The sequence below is a fragment of the Desulfoplanes formicivorans genome (genome assembly GCF_001748225.1).
GTDB lineage: Bacteria > Desulfobacterota > Desulfovibrionia > Desulfovibrionales > Desulfomicrobiaceae > Desulfoplanes > Desulfoplanes formicivorans.
Genome location: NZ_BDFE01000020.1, coordinates 78905 through 96871, shown reverse-complemented (window position 1 = coordinate 96871; position 17967 = coordinate 78905). Strand labels below are relative to the sequence as shown.

General features: G+C 54.7%; 14 protein-coding genes and 1 tRNA gene. 5 read left to right on the top strand and 10 right to left on the bottom strand.

The window, feature by feature from the left end:
* Nucleotides 1–52: 52 nt before the first annotated feature.
* Nucleotides 53–1309 carry an iron-sulfur cluster carrier protein MrpORP gene (locus tag DPF_RS11920; protein ID WP_069859904.1) on the top strand — a complete coding sequence of 419 codons (1257 nt, stop codon included), beginning with the start codon at nt 53–55 and terminating at the stop codon, nt 1307–1309.
* Between the two features lie 162 nt (nt 1310–1471).
* Here the strand turns inward: DPF_RS11920 and DPF_RS11915 are convergent, their stop codons facing one another.
* Together DPF_RS11915 and uvrC are read right to left on the bottom strand one after the other, a co-directional pair.
* Entirely contained in the window at nt 1472–1984 is a 513-nt protein-coding gene (locus tag DPF_RS11915; RefSeq protein WP_069859903.1) for a NifB/NifX family molybdenum-iron cluster-binding protein, read from the bottom strand.
* 293 nt (nt 1985–2277) lie between these two features.
* A complete protein-coding gene (gene uvrC / locus DPF_RS11910; protein WP_269433417.1) occupies nt 2278–4098 on the bottom strand; it encodes an excinuclease ABC subunit UvrC in 1821 nt (606 codons plus the stop codon).
* A 73-nt stretch (nt 4099–4171) separates the two neighbouring features.
* On the opposite strand from uvrC, the gene rarD reads away from it, so the two are divergent.
* Nucleotides 4172–5086: an EamA family transporter RarD gene (gene rarD, locus DPF_RS11905; protein ID WP_069859902.1), complete on the top strand. Its 915-nt coding sequence runs from the start codon at nt 4172–4174 to the stop codon at nt 5084–5086.
* Between the two features lie 33 nt (nt 5087–5119).
* On the opposite strand, the gene DPF_RS11900 is transcribed toward rarD, so the two are convergent.
* The 3 genes from DPF_RS11900 to DPF_RS11890 all read right to left on the bottom strand — a co-directional run bounded on the left by DPF_RS11900 (nt 5120) and on the right by DPF_RS11890 (nt 7390).
* Nucleotides 5120–5680, bottom strand: a complete 561-nt coding sequence (locus DPF_RS11900; RefSeq protein ID WP_069859901.1) for a hypothetical protein — start codon at nt 5678–5680, stop codon at nt 5120–5122.
* On the bottom strand, nt 5677–6489 hold the full coding sequence (locus tag DPF_RS13810) for a NifB/NifX family molybdenum-iron cluster-binding protein (protein ID WP_083254692.1): 813 nt from the start codon (nt 6487–6489) through the stop codon (nt 5677–5679). The genes DPF_RS11900 and DPF_RS13810 overlap by 4 nt, the downstream gene beginning before the upstream one ends.
* Before the next feature lie 322 nt (nt 6490–6811).
* Nucleotides 6812–7390, bottom strand: a complete 579-nt coding sequence (locus DPF_RS11890) for an FmdE family protein (protein WP_069860152.1) — start codon at nt 7388–7390, stop codon at nt 6812–6814.
* Between the two features lie 602 nt (nt 7391–7992).
* Here DPF_RS11890 and fdnG point away from each other — a divergent pair.
* Both fdnG and DPF_RS11875 read left to right on the top strand, forming a co-directional pair.
* Nucleotides 7993–11046, top strand: a complete 3054-nt coding sequence (gene fdnG, locus DPF_RS11880) for a formate dehydrogenase-N subunit alpha (RefSeq protein ID WP_083254690.1) — start codon at nt 7993–7995, stop codon at nt 11044–11046.
* Nucleotides 11047–11107: 61 nt separating this feature from the next.
* Nucleotides 11108–11848 carry a 4Fe-4S dicluster domain-containing protein gene (locus DPF_RS11875; RefSeq protein WP_069859898.1) on the top strand — a complete coding sequence of 247 codons (741 nt, stop codon included), beginning with the start codon at nt 11108–11110 and terminating at the stop codon, nt 11846–11848.
* Nucleotides 11849–12048: 200 nt separating this feature from the next.
* Here DPF_RS11875 and DPF_RS11870 read toward each other — a convergent pair whose 3' ends face one another.
* The 3 genes from DPF_RS11870 to DPF_RS11860 form a co-directional block, all read right to left on the bottom strand.
* Nucleotides 12049–12561, bottom strand: coding sequence for a hypothetical protein (locus DPF_RS11870; protein ID WP_069859897.1), 513 nt, complete (start codon nt 12559–12561; stop codon nt 12049–12051).
* A 106-nt stretch (nt 12562–12667) separates the two neighbouring features.
* Nucleotides 12668–14020 carry a sigma-54-dependent transcriptional regulator gene (locus DPF_RS11865; RefSeq protein WP_176724258.1) on the bottom strand — a complete coding sequence of 451 codons (1353 nt, stop codon included), beginning with the start codon at nt 14018–14020 and terminating at the stop codon, nt 12668–12670.
* A 117-nt stretch (nt 14021–14137) separates the two neighbouring features.
* Nucleotides 14138–15937, bottom strand: a complete 1800-nt coding sequence (locus tag DPF_RS11860; RefSeq protein ID WP_069859896.1) for an ATP-binding protein — start codon at nt 15935–15937, stop codon at nt 14138–14140.
* Nucleotides 15938–16202: 265 nt separating this feature from the next.
* On the opposite strand from DPF_RS11860, the gene DPF_RS11855 reads away from it, so the two are divergent.
* Entirely contained in the window at nt 16203–16790 is a 588-nt protein-coding gene (locus tag DPF_RS11855) for a Spy/CpxP family protein refolding chaperone (protein WP_069859895.1), read from the top strand.
* A gap of 176 nt (nt 16791–16966) precedes the next feature.
* On the opposite strand, the gene DPF_RS11850 is transcribed toward DPF_RS11855, so the two are convergent.
* Together DPF_RS11850 and DPF_RS11845 are read right to left on the bottom strand one after the other, a co-directional pair.
* Nucleotides 16967–17053: transfer RNA gene (locus DPF_RS11850), tRNA-Leu, on the bottom strand.
* 132 nt (nt 17054–17185) lie between these two features.
* Complete coding sequence (locus DPF_RS11845) at nt 17186–17959, bottom strand: rhomboid family intramembrane serine protease (protein ID WP_069859894.1); 774 nt, start codon at nt 17957–17959, stop codon at nt 17186–17188.
* Nucleotides 17960–17967 lie beyond the last annotated feature (8 nt).

Below are 17967 nucleotides of genomic sequence, written 5' to 3'. Positions count from 1 at the left end.
CTTGTACCCACTTTTTTGCATATCAACCCTAGTTTCATGACGGGAGGCACCCATGTCTGAACACTGTTCATCCTGCGCCGGCGGAAGCTGTGAAAATTGCGGGAGCAAAGATGAAAAACTGAAAAACACGCTCAGCAAGATCAAACATAAACTGGTGGTTCTCTCGGGCAAGGGAGGCGTTGGCAAAAGCACCGTGGCCACCAACATTGCTGTTTCCCTGTCCCTGGCCGGAAAAAAAGTCGGGCTGCTGGACGTGGATGTACACGGCCCCAGCGTGCCTCGTCTGCTGAGTCTCAAGGGAGAACATCCCCATGTTGAAAAGGATTACATGGAGCCGATTCAATGGAGTCCCAATCTGTGGGTCATGTCCCTCGGGTTCATGATCCCCAGTGACAAGGATGCGGTCATCTGGCGCGGCCCTGTCAAGATGGGTCTGATCAGACAGTTCATCGAAGATGTGGCCTGGGGCGATCTGGACTTTCTGGTGGTTGACTGCCCTCCGGGAACCGGTGACGAACCCATGTCTGCCATGCAGCTTCTGGGAAAGGATGCCCAGGCAGTCATCGTAACCACCCCCCAGGGTGTGGCTGTTGACGATGTTCGTCGTTCCGTGACCTTCTGCCACCAGCTGGGCAACCCCATTTTGGGAATCGTTGAAAACATGGGCGGATTTGTCTGCCCCAAATGTGGTGAAGTGGTGGACATCTTTCCTCCGGGCGGTGGCGAAGACCTGGCTAGAGAGATGAATGTCAACTTTCTCGGCCGCATCCCCATTGATCCCGAAGTTGTTCGAGCCGGTGACGAAGGATACGTCTACGTCAAGGTTCACCACGAAAGCGAAGCCGCCAAGGCCATGGGCCGCATCATCAAACCCATTCTGGCCATGGCAGGCAGCCTTCAGGACGGCACCCAGCCGCCCACGGCCTCCAATTCCCAAGCACCTGTCAAACCCCAAGGAGAGGCATCTACTATGAAAATTGCCATACCTATTGCCAATGGTCTTTTGTGTATGCATTTCGGTCACTGCGAACAATTCGCCATGGTCAGCGTTGACGAAACCACCAAGAAGGTTCTCGGGACCGAATTTCTCAATCCTCCGCCCCATGAGCCCGGTGTTCTGCCCAAATGGGTTGCCGAGCAGGGAGCCGATCTGGTCATCACCGGCGGCATGGGAGCCAGGGCCCAGAGTTTGTTCACCGAGGCCGGGGTCAAGGTTCTTGTAGGCGCCCAGGGCGGTTCTCCCGAAGAACTGGCCACGGCCTTCATGAACGGCACCCTGAAGACCGGACAAAACATCTGTGATCACTAGCTGCAAAAGATAGGCTCACAAGCTTGAACGCTGGTACATAAAGAGGCCGGAACCCGGGACAATATCCCGGGTTCCGGCCTTTTCATGGTGTATCCTTGAAAACAGCGGTACTCATTGAGGGGGAAGTGTCTTCCGACCTTTGACCTCCACCGTCTCTGTCTCTTATCTATTCCGGCCTCTTCCCTGACCACCGCCGGGGCCCATGCCGCCGGATCCGCGGCCCTGGCCACAACGGCCACCGCCCATACCGCGACCCATGCCTCGGCCCATTCCCGAGCCCATGCCGCCACCCTGTCCCATACCGCGTCCCGTGCCTGGACCGGTCTGTGGCATATCCTGACCCTGCGTGGGTGCCGGTGCCCCACCACCAACAAATTCCTCAATGGCCTGCTGAACGGTTGCAGCCCCGGTGCTCACGATTCTGATGCTGCCCTGTTCCAGAGCTGCCCGGGCCTTGGGACCGACCTGGCCGGTGATCACGGCCTGGGCCCCGGCCTGCACAACCATCTGGGCCGTCTGAATGCCCGCACTCTGGGCAAGATCCATGTTCTGGTTGTCCAGCCATTGATGCGTGTTCAACTCCGTATCGTAGATGATAAACCCCTGGGCCCGGCCAAACCGGGGATCAAGGGGACTGGTCAAACTGTTCTGCTGCGCGCTGATAGCGATCTTCATGGGTGTAACCTCCTGGCCTGCCTGATAATCATGGCGTGAAGCCTGCAAACCTTGTCAACAATACATGCAATCAACATCACTCTTCCTACCTGCTTCAAGAGAAGCAAGAGCAGTTCCAAGTCAATCAAATACATGCATTGCAACAACATGAGCATGAGGCAATGCCTACACCACGCTCGCCAAGACGCACTTTGCGCCCATAAAACGCATTGTACATCCTGCCGAACATGAAACCGGCAACCGTCCATGTCGCCCGGGCAGGCCTCCCGAGAACCGCATCCCCCTTATCCAGCTCACGTTTTTCCGGACGGGCGGTTCAAACCTGCAAGGGCATTTGCCAGCATGAAGGCCTTTTTCTTTCCGATTCCCTTGATGACCTGAATAGCCTCCACATCGGCCTTTTTCATGGCTTCCAGAGAACCAAAATGTTCCCACAGCAAACGGGCCATCTTGGGACCGATTCCGGGCAGGGATTCCAGAGTGGAATCAAGAGTTGTTTTTTTCCTGGATCGACGCTGCCTGGAGATGACAAAGCGATGGGCGTTATCCCTGATCTGTTGCAGATAGAGCAATTCGGGACTTCCCGGTTTGAGGGGCAGGGGGTTCTTGCGTCCGGGCAGAAAAATACGGTCTTCAAGTTCTCCGGCCCGGCGAGTCTCCCCCTTGGTAATGGAGGCCATGGGAAACAGCCCTTGCTGGTTCTGCTCCTCAAAAACACGTTCCAGAATACGCAACTGACCCTTGCCGCCATCAACCAGCAAAAGATCCGGCCAGGGAGGACCCGCTTCAAGGCGGCGAACAAGAAAGCCGGCCAGGGCTTTGTAGTCATCCCCCGCACCTTCGAGTTCCGGGAATCCATAAATACGGTAATCGTTTTTCACGGGTCTGCCGTTTTCAAAAACAACCATGCCCACCAGCATCCCCTGGCCCGACAGATGCGAGGCATCAATGCACTCGATACGTTGTGGTTCTCCGGGCAGTTTAAGCGCCCGGGCCAGATCAAGGGTTTTCCGGGTCTGCTGTTTTCTGCGCATGAATTCCCCGCCATTGGCCTTGGCCATGGTTACCAGACGGCGCTCGGCAGGCCCCCAGGCCTTGGCAATATGCACCCTGCCCTTGCGAAAATCCGAAAGGGCCTCCTCCAGGGCGGGATCGTCAAGGGCAAAGGGAAGGACGATCCTCTCGGGAATGGATTTTTCCGGACCGTAGAACTGACCCAAAAAGGACACCAGCATGGTCTGCTGATCACCCCCCTTGATCTTCATGTTGTTCCAGTAAAACTGGTTCCCATCCACAACCTTGCCACCCCGGACAAAAACCACGGAAATAACCAGATCGTTGTGGCCGCCTGTCACGGCAAACACATCCAGATCCTTATCCGTCGCAAGCACGGCCGCCTGGGGCTCCACCGTCTTTTCAATGGCCCGGATCTGATCCCGCAACTGCGCAGCCCGTTCAAAGGCCAGTTCATCAGCAGCCTTGTGCATCCTTGTACGCAGATCACTCAGGAGTTCCTTGGATTTTCCGGACAGGAAAAGCTCCACCTGCCTGACCATGCCGGCATACTCATCCCTGGCCACCTCATGAACGCACGGTCCCAGGCAGCGACCCATATCATACTGCAAACAGGGCCGAACCCGGTTTCTGAACACATGGTCATTGCATTTTCGAAGCGCAAACACCCGGTTGAGAGTTTTGAGGGTTTGACGAGCCGCCAGGGCCGAGGTGAAAGGACCGAAATACACGGACCCGTCCCGGACCATTTTCCGGGTGATGGTCAGTCGCGGATATGCGGACCGCCTGTCCAGTTTGAACAGCAAATATTGTTTGTCATCCCGAAGGACAATATTGTACCGGGGCCTGTGCTTCTTGATGAGGCTGGCCTCAAGGAGCAGGGCCTCTTTTTCCGTCCGGGTCTGCAGGGTATCAATGGCCTCAACCTTGCTCATCTGGGCCTGGGTTTTCAGAGGGAGCTGATCCTTGGGTCGGAAATACGAGGACACCCTTTTCCTGAGATTCTTGGCCTTGCCCACATAAATGATTTTCCCGGTCTCATCCTTCATGAGATAGACACCAGGGGTTTCCGGAAACCTGTCAGCCTTGAAGCCGATCACGTGCACTCCTTCATACGTTTTTTGATTCCATGCGTGACAAACCATCCGGAACAAACCGGATAAGAAAACAGACATGACGTTACCACCATGCCCCAAAACCCCGGCCGCAACAGGATTCATGGCCGCCCTGGCTGCCTTTGCAGCCTGGGGACTTTTGCCCATCTACTGGAAAACCCTGGACCATGTTCCGGCCTTTGAGGTCCTCTGCCATCGCATAGTATGGAGCCTGCTTTTTTCCGGCATAATCATCGGGATCCAGGGCCGATGGCAAGAGGTCAGAAATGTTTTTGCCTCTCCCCAAGCCATATGGCATCTTTTGCTTTCCAGCCTGCTCATTGGAGGAAACTGGTTCATCTATATCTGGGCCGTCAATAACGGTCATGTACTGGAAACCAGCCTGGGATATTTCATCAACCCCCTGGTCAATGTATGTCTCGCCTTTGCGGTCTTCCGGGAACGTCTGCGCCCCTTGCAGATTGCAGCCCTGACCCTGGCCGTCATGGGGGTGATCAACCGCATCTGGCATTTCGGCCACGTCCCTCTCATCGCCCTGACTCTGGCCATAAGCTTTGGCTTGTACGGGCTCATGCGCAAACTGGTCAAAGCCGAATCCCTGCCCGGTCTTTTCTGTGAAACAGCCCTGCTGGGAGTGTTTGCTGCAGGATATCTCATATTCCTGGCAGTTACTGGCAAAGGAGCTTTCGGCCACCTGAACCTTCAAACGGATTTTCTGCTTATGGGAGCCGGCGTGGTTACCTCACTGCCCCTGCTCGGTTTTGCCTTTGGCGCCAGACGCCTGAGCCTCATCCAAATAGGCATGCTGCAATACCTCTCCCCCAGCCTGGCCTTTATGCTCGGGGCCTTTGTGTACAAGGAGCCCTTTTCCATCAACTATCTAATCACCTTTATCCTCATCTGGATTGCCGTGGGAACATATACGGTAGAAGGGATCATGCACACCGGCAAAGCCATGGGCAGGAACACATGATGCCGAAAAAAAGCTCCTTTGCCAGTCACGCCTTTATTGCACACCTTCCTCCCTCTGCCCGGTGGCACCCGAACAGATCATGTGGACAACACAAGCCACGCATAAGGCGCCCACAAGACTCATGCCCATGAACAACAGGGTGAATCCCCAACCAAAATAAACCACCATCACCGGCAGTAATGCTGGTTTGACGGCCCGGCACCCCATGAAATTGGCCACATGAAAGACCGATGCTCCCTTGTCCCTGAGATTGTTGAACAGGGGATACCAGGCATAAATGGGGCCCATGGACAAGATGCCTGCCATTGATGAAAAGACGACCCCCTTCAGTCCGGCACCATGTCCCAGAAACCTGGTCACCAGGGCGGGGGACAGGAACCGGTTGAACACCACCATGACCCCAAGGGCCAGACAGATGGGCCCTGCCAGGTGTTTGCCCATGGATATGCACAGCCTTGCCGAGGCAATGACCTTTTCCGGTGCAACAAAAAAACCAAGGCCGTAGATGCCGGCCACCCCGAGGGGAAACACCCAGGGGCGAACACACCGCAACCATGGTTTCAAAGAGGGTGTTGCCTTTTGGGACGGCTTCATATCCCTCCTCCCGGCCAGAAAATGACCGCAAAGGACAAAACAACAGCCATGACAAATCCTGCAAAATTGCGCACCACGGCAAAACGCATTCCCATGGCCGCAGATTCCGCAGGCAACTGGATAACCCCGACCCCCACCCAGGCAAGCATCATGGCCGTGACAGCAGACAGACCCACTCCCGCACCAAGAAGCCCCTTGGCAATGACGTAACTGTTGACAGCATTGCCTGCCAGGACACTGCCCAAAAAAGCTCCCCACAGGGAATCCAGAACCACCTTGCCCGGAAACAGGGAAAAAAGGACTTCCTCGGACACGCATCCGCGCACCAGCCCAAGAACAAGGATCACTCCCACAAGCCTTGGCAGCAGGGCATAAAACTGGCGTCCCCCTTTTTTCAGGGCATGGGCCCATAGGGATTTTTTTGAAGAGGAGGTATCCCGGACCGCAGGTTCCACCCCCACACCATCATGCTCTCCTGGTTCATGCTGTACCAGACAAGCACCCAGATACTTGTTTACAGCTTCGGCCACGTTTCCCGTAATCTGCGTGACAACCTGAATCCCCTGTTTTTTCAGGGCATCAACAATATGCGGGGCAACGTGCCCCACCAGAATAACCCGAGCACTCCGATTCACCACCAGGGAAATGGCCGTGATTCCGGCCCCGGGACCGGAATCATGTTGAGGTCCGTCCAAGACTTCAAACGACATGTCGTCGGTCTCGATCACCAGAAGATAACGGGCAGTACCAATCTTTGAAGCCACCGCCCCCGTCAGATCAGGCCGGGTACTTGGAACAGCTATTTTCATGAAAACCTCGGGTCTCTGCTTGTGTCACGCGAACCACTGCGCTTTATTGAACAATTATCCCCAGACAGAAACAACAGCAAGCAAAGAGTATGCAATGGGGGCTTTCGATTCTCCGTTTGAACTCCAGAGGGCACCTCCTTGTTGGAGAAAAAAGCCTGAGGAGTCTTGTTGGGAACGCCAAGGATATATGTGCCACAAACAGAGTTTTTTAGGTGGATCCCGGATCACCCAAAATCACAGGGCAAAAAGTTTTTCAAACAAAAACCGTGCGCGGATTTTTCCGGGCACGGTTTTTTTGGTCAAAGGGGCCTTGCAGGCTGTATCAGGCTTCCGGATGGGAGCCTGTCAGGAACCCACCCTTGGGCATGCCGGGCATGGGTTCATACAAGGTATTTCCCTGGCAGATCTTGCAAACATTACCATCCTTGGCGGGATAAGCTTCGCCGCAACCGGGACAGATGACAATTCTTCCCTTGCTGCGCTTTCCCAAATGTTGCTTTCTAACCTTCACCGGGCCTGATGACAGGATGTCAGAACCCAGCATGCCTATTTCATGGCGCAGCCTGTCGGAATCCTGTTCTATTTTGGGCCTGAGTTTCAGATACCAGGTTCTGATTTCGGAATCCTTGGGAAATTTGGCAATATCGAGCCACACCCTGATCCCTTCTCCCGTGAACTTGTCATACAAAACAAGGCCATAGACCCCATGGTGGACGACGCGCAGCCAACCATTACCAATGGTGCACGGAGTAAGCATCTGTACAGCATCGGGCAGACACCAACCGGTTTCTGCGATGGCCTCGTAGAGAACTCCCCGGGGAATCTGCCGTTTTGCCTCTTCCACCATGTAGCCGCCCACCAGCAAACCCGGGGCCGGGTAATTATGGAATCTGATGGCCATGTCTATGAATTCCTCAAAATCGTACTTCCCGATGGGACGATACGAAAAAGAGTCTGAATGAGAATGCGCGCCCACTGTTCCGCCCCTCCTTGCATGTTCCCGAGACAATCTCGGATTTCCCCTTTTCATGCACTGACAAAAAACGATTTAAATTATCTTTTTAAGTAGTTAAAACATTGGGTGCAAAAGTATTTGATCCAACCCAATGGGCCGCGGATACCTCCCGGTATTGGCCTGTCTGGATTTCCCCAACCCGAATCTGTTCAAAGACATTGCATGCTGGGAAAAGCTCCCATTTTCATCTGCATTGTCGGTCAGGAACAAACTCCGGCTCAACCTGTTGTGGGTTCAGGCAGAAAGAATCTATTATGTAAATCATTTCAAACATATTATCCAGAGTTTTCTGCCAGAAAAGACATTATGTATGCTTGATATAACATATCGACTTTACTTGTTTTTTTCATAAAAAAAGTTGACACAAAACATTTTCTTATGCCATTTAAGATCATAAAAATGACCATGGTTCGGCACATGGCCGGACAAACCAGCAAGGATTGTCAGGCCTTTGTATCATGTACACAAGCTCCAGGAGGTCACAACAAATGGTATGTACACGTCGAGGTTTCTTGAAACTGGTGGGGATGGGCATGGCCATGCTTCCCTTGAGCCAGTTGGGGATCAGCCTGAAACCGATCAAGGCCTATGCCGCCGGGATGAAGATCGATGGAGCCAAAGAAGTCGTGTCCATCTGCCCCTTCTGCGCTGTCACCTGCCACTACATTGCCCACGTCAAGGACGGCAGAATAGTCAGTACCGAAGGTGATCCGGACTACCCCATAAGCGAAGGTTCCCTGTGCGCCAAGGGCGCAGCCCAGCTTTCCATGATCAACAGTCACCACAGATTACTTAAACCCATGTACCGCGCCCCTTACAGTGACCATTGGGAAGAAAAAAGCTGGGAATGGATCCTGGAGAAGCTGGCCCGAAAGATCAAGGACACTCGTGACAGGGATTTCAAACGAGTCAATGCCAAGGGGCAGACTGTCAACCGGGTCGAATCCATTTTTCATCTCGGTTGTTCCATCATGGACAACGAGGAATGCGCCCTTGTGCATCAGGCGGTGCGGGGGCTTGGTCTGGTCCACTTCGACCACCAGGCACGCATCTGACACAGCGCAACGGTTGCGGCTCTGGCAGAGTCGTTCGGACGTGGCGCAATGACCAATCACTGGATCGATCTCAAAAATTCTGACTGTATCTTCATCATGGGCAGCAACGCTGCCGAGCACCATCCCGTGAGTTTCAAGTGGATCCTCCGCGCCAAGGACAGGGGAGCCAAGCTCATCCACGTGGACCCGAAATTTTCCCGAACATCGGCACGGTGCGACTTTCATATACCTCTGAGATCCGGCACAGACCTCGCCTTTCTTGGTGGCTTCATCAATTACATCATTGAAGAAAACCTGTATTTCAAGGAATACGTTGCCGAGTACACCAACGCATCCTTTATTGTTGACGACGGCTTCAAATTCAAAAACGGCATGTTCTCCGGGTACAACGCCGACAAACGCATCTACGACAAGACCACCTGGGCGTTCAAAAAGGACGAAAACGGCGTTCCCCTGCGCGACAGGACCCTGCAGGACAAACGGTGCGTCTTCCAGCTGATGAAGGACCACTACTCCAGGTACTCCCTGAAAAAGGTTTCAAGCATCACCGGAGTTTCACAGGAGAACCTGCTCAAGGTCTGGAAAACATTTGGCGCAACGGGCAAAAAGGGCAAGGCGGGCGCCATTTGCTACGCATTGGGCTGGACCCAGCACAGTGTGGGAGTCCAGAACATCCGTGCCAGCGCCCTGATCCAACTTCTTCTCGGAAACATCGGTGTGGCTGGCGGTGGCATTGAGGCCTTGCGCGGCGAACCCAACGTCCAGGGTTCCACTGACCATTGTATTCTCTGGCATATCCTTCCGGGCTACCTTCCCATGCCCAAGGCTAGGTGGGATTCCCTGGAAGCCTACAACAAGGCCTGTACCCCCGTGAGCAACGATCCTCAGAGTGCCAATTGGTGGCAGCACAGGCCAGCCTATATGGTCAGCCTCCTCAAGGGATGGTATGGTGACAAGGGAACCAAAGAAAACGGCTTCGGATACAACTGGATCCCTAAAGCCGATGACGATGGGAACTATTCCTACCTGTATATCTTTGACCGCATGTACAACAATAAAATAAAAGGCGGCTTCATCTGGGGTACCAACCCGGCCCAGAGTGTTCCCAACACCAACAAGGTCCGCAAAGCACTGGAAAACCTCGACTGGGCCTGTTTTGCCGAAGTCCACCATACCGAATCCACCGACTTCTGGCGTCGCCCGGGAGTCGATCCGGCAACCATCAAAACCGAATGTTTCCTGCTTCCTTCGGCAAACCGTGCGGAAAAGGCAGGGTCCATCACCAACAGCGGGCGCTGGCAACTCTGGCATTACCAGGCCACCAAACCCCAGGGCCAATGCCTGTCCCTGGGCGACATGTGCGTCAAGATCACCAATGCCGTCAGAAACCTCTACCGCAAGGAAGGTGGCACCTATCCCGAGCCGTTGCTCAATCTTGACTTCCCGGCCTATTATGATCCCGAGAAGGTCGCCCAGAAATGCAACGGCTGGTTCACCAGGGACACCATGATCAATGGAAAACTGTATAAAAAAGGCCAGCAGGTACCCAGTTTCACGGCCTTGAAGGACGACGGGTCAACGGTCTCCCTCAACTGGCTCTATGCCGGTGGCTACACCGAGGAAGAACTCGGCAGAAAATACAATAAATCCAAACGGCGAGACTGGTCCCAGACACCGGAACAGGCCAACATCGGTCTCTACCCCAATTACTCCTGGTGCTGGCCCGTCAACCGAAGGATCCTGTACAACAGGGCCTCTGTGGACAAAAACGGTCAGCCGTGGGCACCGGACAAGGCGGTCATACGCTGGGACGGCTCCAAGTGGATCGGCGATGTGCCTGATGGCGGCTGGCCGCCTCTGGCAACGGGCAAGGGGAGATATCCCTTTATCATGCACAAGGAAGGCCACGGCCAACTCTTTGGTCCGGGTCGTGTCGAAGGTCCTTTTCCCGAGCATTACGAGCCGGTTGAAACACCGGTCAAAAAGCATCCCTTTTCGCGCCAGCTCAACAATCCCTGCGCAGTCATCTTTGACGGTGAAATGGACAAACTGGCCGCGCCCGGTGATAAACGGTTCCCCATTGTCCTGACCACCTACAGCATGACCGAACACTGGTGTGGTGGGGGCGAAACCAGAAACACCCCGGTCCTGCTTGAGGCCGAACCCCAGCTGTATGTGGAAATGAGCCCACAACTGGCTGAAGAAAAGGGGATCAAGAACGGTGATCCCGTTATTGTTGAAAGCATTCGCGGGCGGGTCGAGGCCATCGCCATGGTCACGGTGCGCATGCGTCCTCTTACAATCCAGGGCAAAACGGTCCACGAAGTGGGTATGCCCTTCTGTTTCGGCTGGACCACTCCGGGATGTGGCGACTCCACCAACCGACTGACTCCGTCGGTAGGTGATCCCAACACCACCATTCCCGAGTACAAGGCATGTCTTGTCAACGTGAGAAAGGCCAAGTCCATCAAGGAACTGGATATCTAACCCGTAGACACATACCCTGACGAAACAGGCAATGCCCGTTTCATGAACAAGGAGTAAGAAAATGCCCAAAGCATTCTTTATCGATACCTCGCGCTGCACCGCGTGTCGGGGATGCCAGGTTGCCTGCAAGGAATGGCACGAACTCCCGGCAGTCAAAACCAAACAACAGGGGACCCATCAGAATCCTCCGGATCTCAATCCCTTCAACTACAAAATCGTCCGGTTCCATGAATACCTCCAAGGCGACCGGGTGGTCTGGAATTTCTTTCCGGATCAGTGCAGGCACTGCATTGACGCACCCTGTAAATATGTGGCCGATGACTATCTGCCCGGAGCCATTATCCAGGACGAAACAACTGGCGCCATCCTGTACACGGAGTTGACCAAACAGCTCTCCCAAGAGGTGTTTCAGGAAATCCGCGAAGCCTGCCCGTACGATATCCCCCGCCGCAACGCGGGAACCGGAGCCATTGTCAAATGCGACATGTGCTTTGACAGGGTCCGCAACGGTCTTGTGCCCATGTGCGTGGCCACCTGCCCCACAGGAACCATGAACTTCGGCGAACGGGAAGAGATGCTCAAACTGGCCCGGGAACGGCTGACCGCCGTCAGGCAGGAATTCCCCAAGGCCCAGCTTGTGGATGCAGATTCCGTTAATGCCATCTACCTGATCACGGATGATCCCAGCAACTACGGTGCGATGGTGGTGGCCGACGCCCAACACCTCCCCGGACCGCTCAACAGGAAGGAGTTCTTTGCCAAAATAGGTGCTCCTTTCCAGGCCATGGTTCAGAAAACATGAATGATTGCCGAACCGACCTGAAAAGGCCGCCTCACGTCTCCGTGAGGCGGCCTTTCTTGATGGGATACAACCTTTGCATGAAACTTTTTGTCCGTGTCATGAGGCCCTTCTTTCAGGCCCTGAGAAAAGACGTGGTCACGCAAAAAGGACAGGACCTGACACCTTCTTCCTTCTGAAAAAAGCCTTGTAACAGACATATTCTACTTGTTGCGGTCATAATCCCGTTTGCCCCTCTCGGGCACAGGCGGCAGGACATAGGTAGTTTCTTCCTCTCCCTGGCGATAGCAAGCTGTTGAGCCGGCCGTGTAGATAAGACAGAGATCCCGCGTTTGGCCCCGCATATCTCCCGGGGGAAGCACCATCTTCAACTGCGTGCGTGATCCCATGTCCGTATCCTGCATACGGGCGACAAGATCGGCAAACATGGCTTCATCAACAATCTTCTTCCACCCGCCCGGTTTCTCAGCAACAAGAATCCACTGGATCGTACTCGCTTGAGGTACGAACAAAATGGCCGAAGGAACAGCCTTGCGCCCGCAATAATAGAGGTCGTACCCCTGATGATCGGCCTTGAGATCGTCAATCCCCACCTTCAGCCCCACGGTTTTGGGCAAGGCCAGTTTGCCGCGCGGCTTCATCCTGGGTCGAACAAAAACGATCAAAACCACAATAACCAGACAGACCACCCAAAAGGCCATGACCGGTCCATGCATGGGATACTCCCGGGTTGCAGGTTAAGGACGATTTGAACCATCGGGGTTTGATTTTCCCTTACCGCCAAGGGATCGGGGCCACCAGCCGATGCCGGCCTTGTGGTCGTCATACCCCGTATTTCTTCATCTTGTTGTGCAGGGTTGCCCTGGTAATGCCCAGCTGACGCGCGGCCTCGCTCTTGTTGCCCCCGGTGGCCTCAATGGTGGCCATGATGGCTTGTCGTTCGATCTCTTCCAAGGAATGACCGGCCAGGTCCACGCCAGCGTCCACAGGGCGCTCCTGATCCGCCGATGCATCCGAGGCAAGAAGGGGCATGTCCCTTTCCGTGATAAATTCTCCCGTACTCATGATCACGGCCCGTTCCACTGCGTTTTCCAGTTCCCGGACATTGCCCGGCCAATCATAGCGGATCATCCGGTCCATGAGCCTGGAGGAAAACCCTCGGATGCGCTTGTGATTCTTTTCCATGAATCGCTTGAGAAAAAACTGGGCCAGCAGGGGGATGTCCTCGGGGCGGTGGCGCAGGGCAGGCACAGCCAGGGAAATGACATTGAGCCGATAGTACAGATCCTCCCTGAACCGCTTGTCCCGAACCTCCTCCAGCAGATTCCGGTTGGTTGCCGCAATGACCCGGACATCGACCATGATGGGCTTGTCGCTGCCCACCCGCTGGATTTCCCCTTCCTGCAGGGCCCGAAGCAGCTTGGCCTGAACGCCGGGAGCCACCTCGCCTATCTCGTCCAGAAACAGGGTTCCCTTGTGGGCTTGTACAAACCGGCCATCACGGCGTTTGTCCGCTCCGGTAAAGGCCCCTTTTTCATGGCCGAAAAGTTCTGATTCAAGCAGGGACTCGGTCAGGGCCGCGCAATTGACCGTAACCAGGGGCTTGGCCTTTCTGCGGCTGTTCTGATGGATGGCCCTGGCCACAAGCTCCTTGCCCGTGCCGCTTTCTCCCTGGATCAGGATGGTCGCATCGCTCGGAGCCACCGTGGCGATGGTCTCCATGAGTTCCTTCATGGGAGCGCTTGTTCCCACCATGCCGGTGCCCTTGTCCGGAAGCATTTTACGCAGTTCCCTGTTTTCGGAAACAAGTCGGGTGTGATCCATGGCCCGTTCCAGGGTGAGTCTTAATTCATCAAAATCAAGGGGTTTGGTCAGGTAGTCGTAGGCTCCTGCCTTGAGGGCTTCCACAGCCGTTTCCACGGATGAATATGCGGTCATGATGAGTACGGGAATGGCCGGATTGAATTTCATGATCTCCTTCAAGGCCTCGATCCCGCCCACATGGGCCATACGCACATCCATGAGCACGCCATCATAGGGACGGCTGGTCACCTTGTCCACGGCCACGCTCCCGTCTTCGGCTTCGTCCACATCATACCCCCACCCCTTGAGCATGGTTCTGAGCATGGTCAGGTGGGCAAAATCATCGTCAACGATCAAAATGGATGGATTCATGATTGCATTCCCGTGGTCTGGTTGCATCCTGACATATTTCTTCATGTACAAACATGACGGACAGCAGACATGTATTTGCAGCAAGACATTCCAAACAACCCTTTTGCAGACGCGTTTCTAGGTGACCTGCCTTGCGCTGCCCCCTTTTTGAGGCAGTATAATCGTAATCACCGTCCCCTCCCCTTCTTTTGAAACAACCTTTATCTCGCCGTCATGGGCTTCAACGATCTTGAGCACCATGGCCAGACCCAACCCGGTTCCCCGATTTTTGGTCGTATAATAGGGATCAAAAATCTTGGGCAGATCCTGGGCAGGAATACCCTTGCCCGTGTCGCTGATGCGCATGCCGAATCGACCATCCGGAGCACGAAATCCCTCCACGCGCAGGATACCCCCTTGGGGCATGGCCTGAACGGCATTCAGATAAACATTCAAAAGACACTGCTGCATCCTGTCCGGATCGAGGAACACCGGGGAAATATCCTCGGGGATATCCGTTTCCACACGCACGCCTGCGCGTTGCACATCCTGCTGGATAAGAGAAAGGGAATGGTTGATCATGGTACCCAGATCCGTGTCCCTGGCAGCAATACGAGAAGGTCGAGCGTATTCGATGAGCTCGGTAACCACCCGGTTCAGCCGGTCCACCTCGTGGATCATGATTTCCGCGGCACCGTGTTCCGTGCTTTCCGGTTCGAACCGGGCCCGAAACAAGGTGGCAAACCCCTTGATGGAACTCAGGGGATTGCGGATCTCGTGGGCCACCCCGGCAGCAAGGCTGCCTATGGCGGCCAGCTTTTCCTTGCGCTTGACCTCTTGCTGCAACCGCCGAACCTCTCGCAGATCACGCAAAATGATGATCTTGCCAAGGAACCTGCCGTCCTCGGTAATGATCCTGGCACCGCTGACCCCAAGGGGGATCTCCCGATCGTGTTCAAACGTACACACAATCTCCTGTTCCGTGACCACCCGTTCCGTTTCCAGGCGATCAATGACCGGACGGATCTCCTCGGGAATCATCAAGGTATCGGTCTGGGCCGCGTTGCCACTTGTGGTCGTTTCAGGAGCACACAAGGCAACGGCTGATTCATTCCCAAAGGAAACTTCCCCATCCGGCCCCATAACCACAAGTCCTTCGGGAAGATTAGCAACCACTTCGGAAGCAAAGGCCCTGGAATCGCTCAACAGCCTTTGGGAAACGCGCAGGTTCTGGGCCCAGAACAGGGAAATGAATCCAGCCAGACCGACAAACAGGACGATGCAGGACATGACTACAGAATGCATGAGATCGCTTTTCTGGGCGTCCTCCATGGAAGTGGCCTTGAGCCCCAGGTAGATGAACATCTTTTCCGGGTGAACAACGCCGCCATGCATGGGGGGCGGGGAAGGCCGCGCCGGACAAAAGGCCAAAAAGCGCTCCCGCATGGTCTGGGCATGTTCCCGAAATCCGGCCTTCATGATGGGTCGGAATTCACTGTATACCACAAACAGGGAGGCTCCATCCGCCCCCTTGTCCATGAACCATTGGGGATGCTCGGACGGCACAACCCTGTCCCCGTGACCGGGGAGGAAGGTTGCTCCTATCCTGTCGAAATCATTGCTCGCAATGATCCCGCCTTCGGGATTGGTGACCACAATGAAATCCACTCCCGGCAGCTTGGCTGTCTCTTCCAGAAGATGACTCAGCCGGATACCCTGGGCAAACCGGCCGCGCATCCCTATGCGCGAGCCCGCCTCCAGGGCCTTGATGAGTGCCTGGCCTTTTTCCAGAAGCACCGTGGAGGTAGCGGCTCGCTGTCGGTTGATATTCATGACCGTGAGTACGGTGACAATGACAAACAGGATCAGCGACGATCCGATGACCACCCAGGGAGAAAAAATCCTTGGTAGATCACTGTGTTTTTTTCTGACAAACATGCTCTATGGTCCTCACTCGTGCACGAGCATCCCGGGTGGATAGAATACAACCAGGTGTTCATATTTTATACACCTGATGGGTGTAAACATGCTCATTTTTTATACACCAGAATCCAGCTTTGGCCAACGCTGGAAACGGCCGCACACTCTTGAATAATTTATACGTGGTATATCAGCATATTGAAAAAAATTTTTTCAACTTGGCATCGCCATTGCTTTATGGGGAATACATCTAGCAAATTTCAATCCGCAAAGGAGGACTGTTATGGAACGCAACAAAACTCTCATCATTACCCTGGCCTTGGTGGCCATGGTCGGCCTGGCATCTTTTGCCATTGCCGGACCCGGCAGGCAGGCAGGATTTGGCAACGGCGGCCATGGCAGCATGGGTCCTGGCAACTGTGGACCAAGAATGGGGTACAACCCCGCCCAGATCGCCCAATTGACTCCGGAAAAACAGGAAGCCTACCGCAAGATCATGGATGCATTCCACACCAAGATGACCCCGCTGCGCGAATCCATGTGGCAAAAACGTCTTGAACTCAAGGCCCTTTCCCCCAATCCCAACACCAAGCCTGAAGAAATCAAGGCCCTTGTCAAGGAAATCGGTGCATTGCACACGCAGATGCGTACCGAGCATGAGGCCCTCAAAAATCGTCTTGAAAAGGAAATCGGCCTCAAGGTCGGCTGGGGCGGCTTTCACCACCCCAGGCGCGGCAACGGTATGGGCGGTTGCGGCATGATGAGCGGATCTGGCCACGGCATGATGAACGGATCTGGTTCCGGCATGATGCATGGATCTGGCCGCGGTATGATGGACGGATCCGGCTACGAACCAACCAACGTAGAGTAACAAGAGCATCATCAGCTTCATCTTCTCCTGAGCAAACGGCCCGGAAGATTCTGTCTTCCGGGCCGTTTGTCGTTGCCTGCAACGAGTTGCCCTGACCACTGCGTATCGCAACCTTCATCCAGGTCCACCCGATAAAAAAAGGGCTTATGGAAAATCCATAAGCCCTTTTCACTGTCTGGTGCCGGGGGCGAGAATCGAACTCGCATGGTATTGCTACCGCTGGATTTTGAGTCCAGTGCGTCTACCAGTTTCACCACCCCGGCATGTGTGGAATGGAGGGTTTCTATGTAAGAGAGGCCCTGGTGTCAAGCAAAAAGGAATGATCCCGGGCCAACCCTGCTCAATTGGCACCAAGGCGATCAGCAAGGCTCACCAGAGCCCTTGCCCTGCCCTTTTCACGACCGCAAATGTTTCCAGGGATCGTCATCGGGTCGTGGCCCCTTGGGCACAGCATTCCAGAAGGGCGTCACGTTCTTGCCGGAAAGATAGCATTTCTGACAGCGCTTTTTGTCTTCAAACAACCGAAGCAAGACAATGCCCGCCACAAAACCGCCCACATGGGCCCACCATGCAACCCCTCCGGTTCCGGCTGCTGAAGCAGCTCCATTGAAAAACTGCAAGAGAAACCAGATGCCCAAAAAGAGAACAGCCGGCAGATCCACAAACCAGGGGAAAATGAAGATGGGGATCAGGGTGACCACCTTGGCATGGGGATAAAGCACAAGATAGGCGCCCATAACCCCGGCAATGGCTCCTGAAGCGCCAACAACCGGGATGGGTGAGGAAAAATTGAAAACAAGATGGGTCAGCAGAGCGGCAAACCCGCAACACAGGTAAAAAAGCAGAAACCTGAAGGGTCCCATGACATCTTCGATGTTGTCCCCGAAGATCCAAAGGGTCCACATGTTCCCGATGATGTGCATCCACGAGCTGTGCAAAAACATGTGCGAGACCAGGGAAACCAGAACTCCGCCCGGATACCCGTGGGCCGTTGCCCACATGGGATCGGTCAGTCGAAGGGGTACCACCCCGAAGACGTGAAAGACGTACGCCTGACCCCGGGGGGAAAGGAGCAGCCCACCAAGAAACAACACCGCATTGACGACCACGATGGTGGTCACCATGACCGGTTTGTGCACATTGGGGGTGTCATCGCGAAGTGGAAACATGCCTGCCC

Excerpts from the sequence above, each read along its gene's own strand:
- DPF_RS11920 (WP_069859904.1), top strand. The coding sequence starts at position 53 with ATGTCTGAACACTGTTCATCCTGCGCCGGCGGAAGCTGTGAAAATTGC.
- DPF_RS11915 (WP_069859903.1), bottom strand. The coding sequence starts at position 1,984 with ATGAAGATCGCTATCAGCGCGCAGCAGAACAGTTTGACCAGTCCCCTT.
- rarD (WP_069859902.1), top strand. The coding sequence starts at position 4,172 with ATGACGTTACCACCATGCCCCAAAACCCCGGCCGCAACAGGATTCATG.
- DPF_RS11900 (WP_069859901.1), bottom strand. The coding sequence starts at position 5,680 with ATGAAGCCGTCCCAAAAGGCAACACCCTCTTTGAAACCATGGTTGCGG.
- DPF_RS13810 (WP_083254692.1), bottom strand. The coding sequence starts at position 6,489 with ATGAAAATAGCTGTTCCAAGTACCCGGCCTGATCTGACGGGGGCGGTG.
- DPF_RS11890 (WP_069860152.1), bottom strand. The coding sequence starts at position 7,390 with ATGGCCATCAGATTCCATAATTACCCGGCCCCGGGTTTGCTGGTGGGC.
- DPF_RS11875 (WP_069859898.1), top strand. The coding sequence starts at position 11,108 with ATGCCCAAAGCATTCTTTATCGATACCTCGCGCTGCACCGCGTGTCGG.
- DPF_RS11870 (WP_069859897.1), bottom strand. The coding sequence starts at position 12,561 with ATGCATGGACCGGTCATGGCCTTTTGGGTGGTCTGTCTGGTTATTGTG.
- DPF_RS11865 (WP_176724258.1), bottom strand. The coding sequence starts at position 14,020 with ATGAATCCATCCATTTTGATCGTTGACGATGATTTTGCCCACCTGACC.
- DPF_RS11860 (WP_069859896.1), bottom strand. The coding sequence starts at position 15,937 with ATGTTTGTCAGAAAAAAACACAGTGATCTACCAAGGATTTTTTCTCCC.
- DPF_RS11855 (WP_069859895.1), top strand. The coding sequence starts at position 16,203 with ATGGAACGCAACAAAACTCTCATCATTACCCTGGCCTTGGTGGCCATG.
- DPF_RS11845 (WP_069859894.1), bottom strand. The coding sequence starts at position 17,959 with ATGTTTCCACTTCGCGATGACACCCCCAATGTGCACAAACCGGTCATG.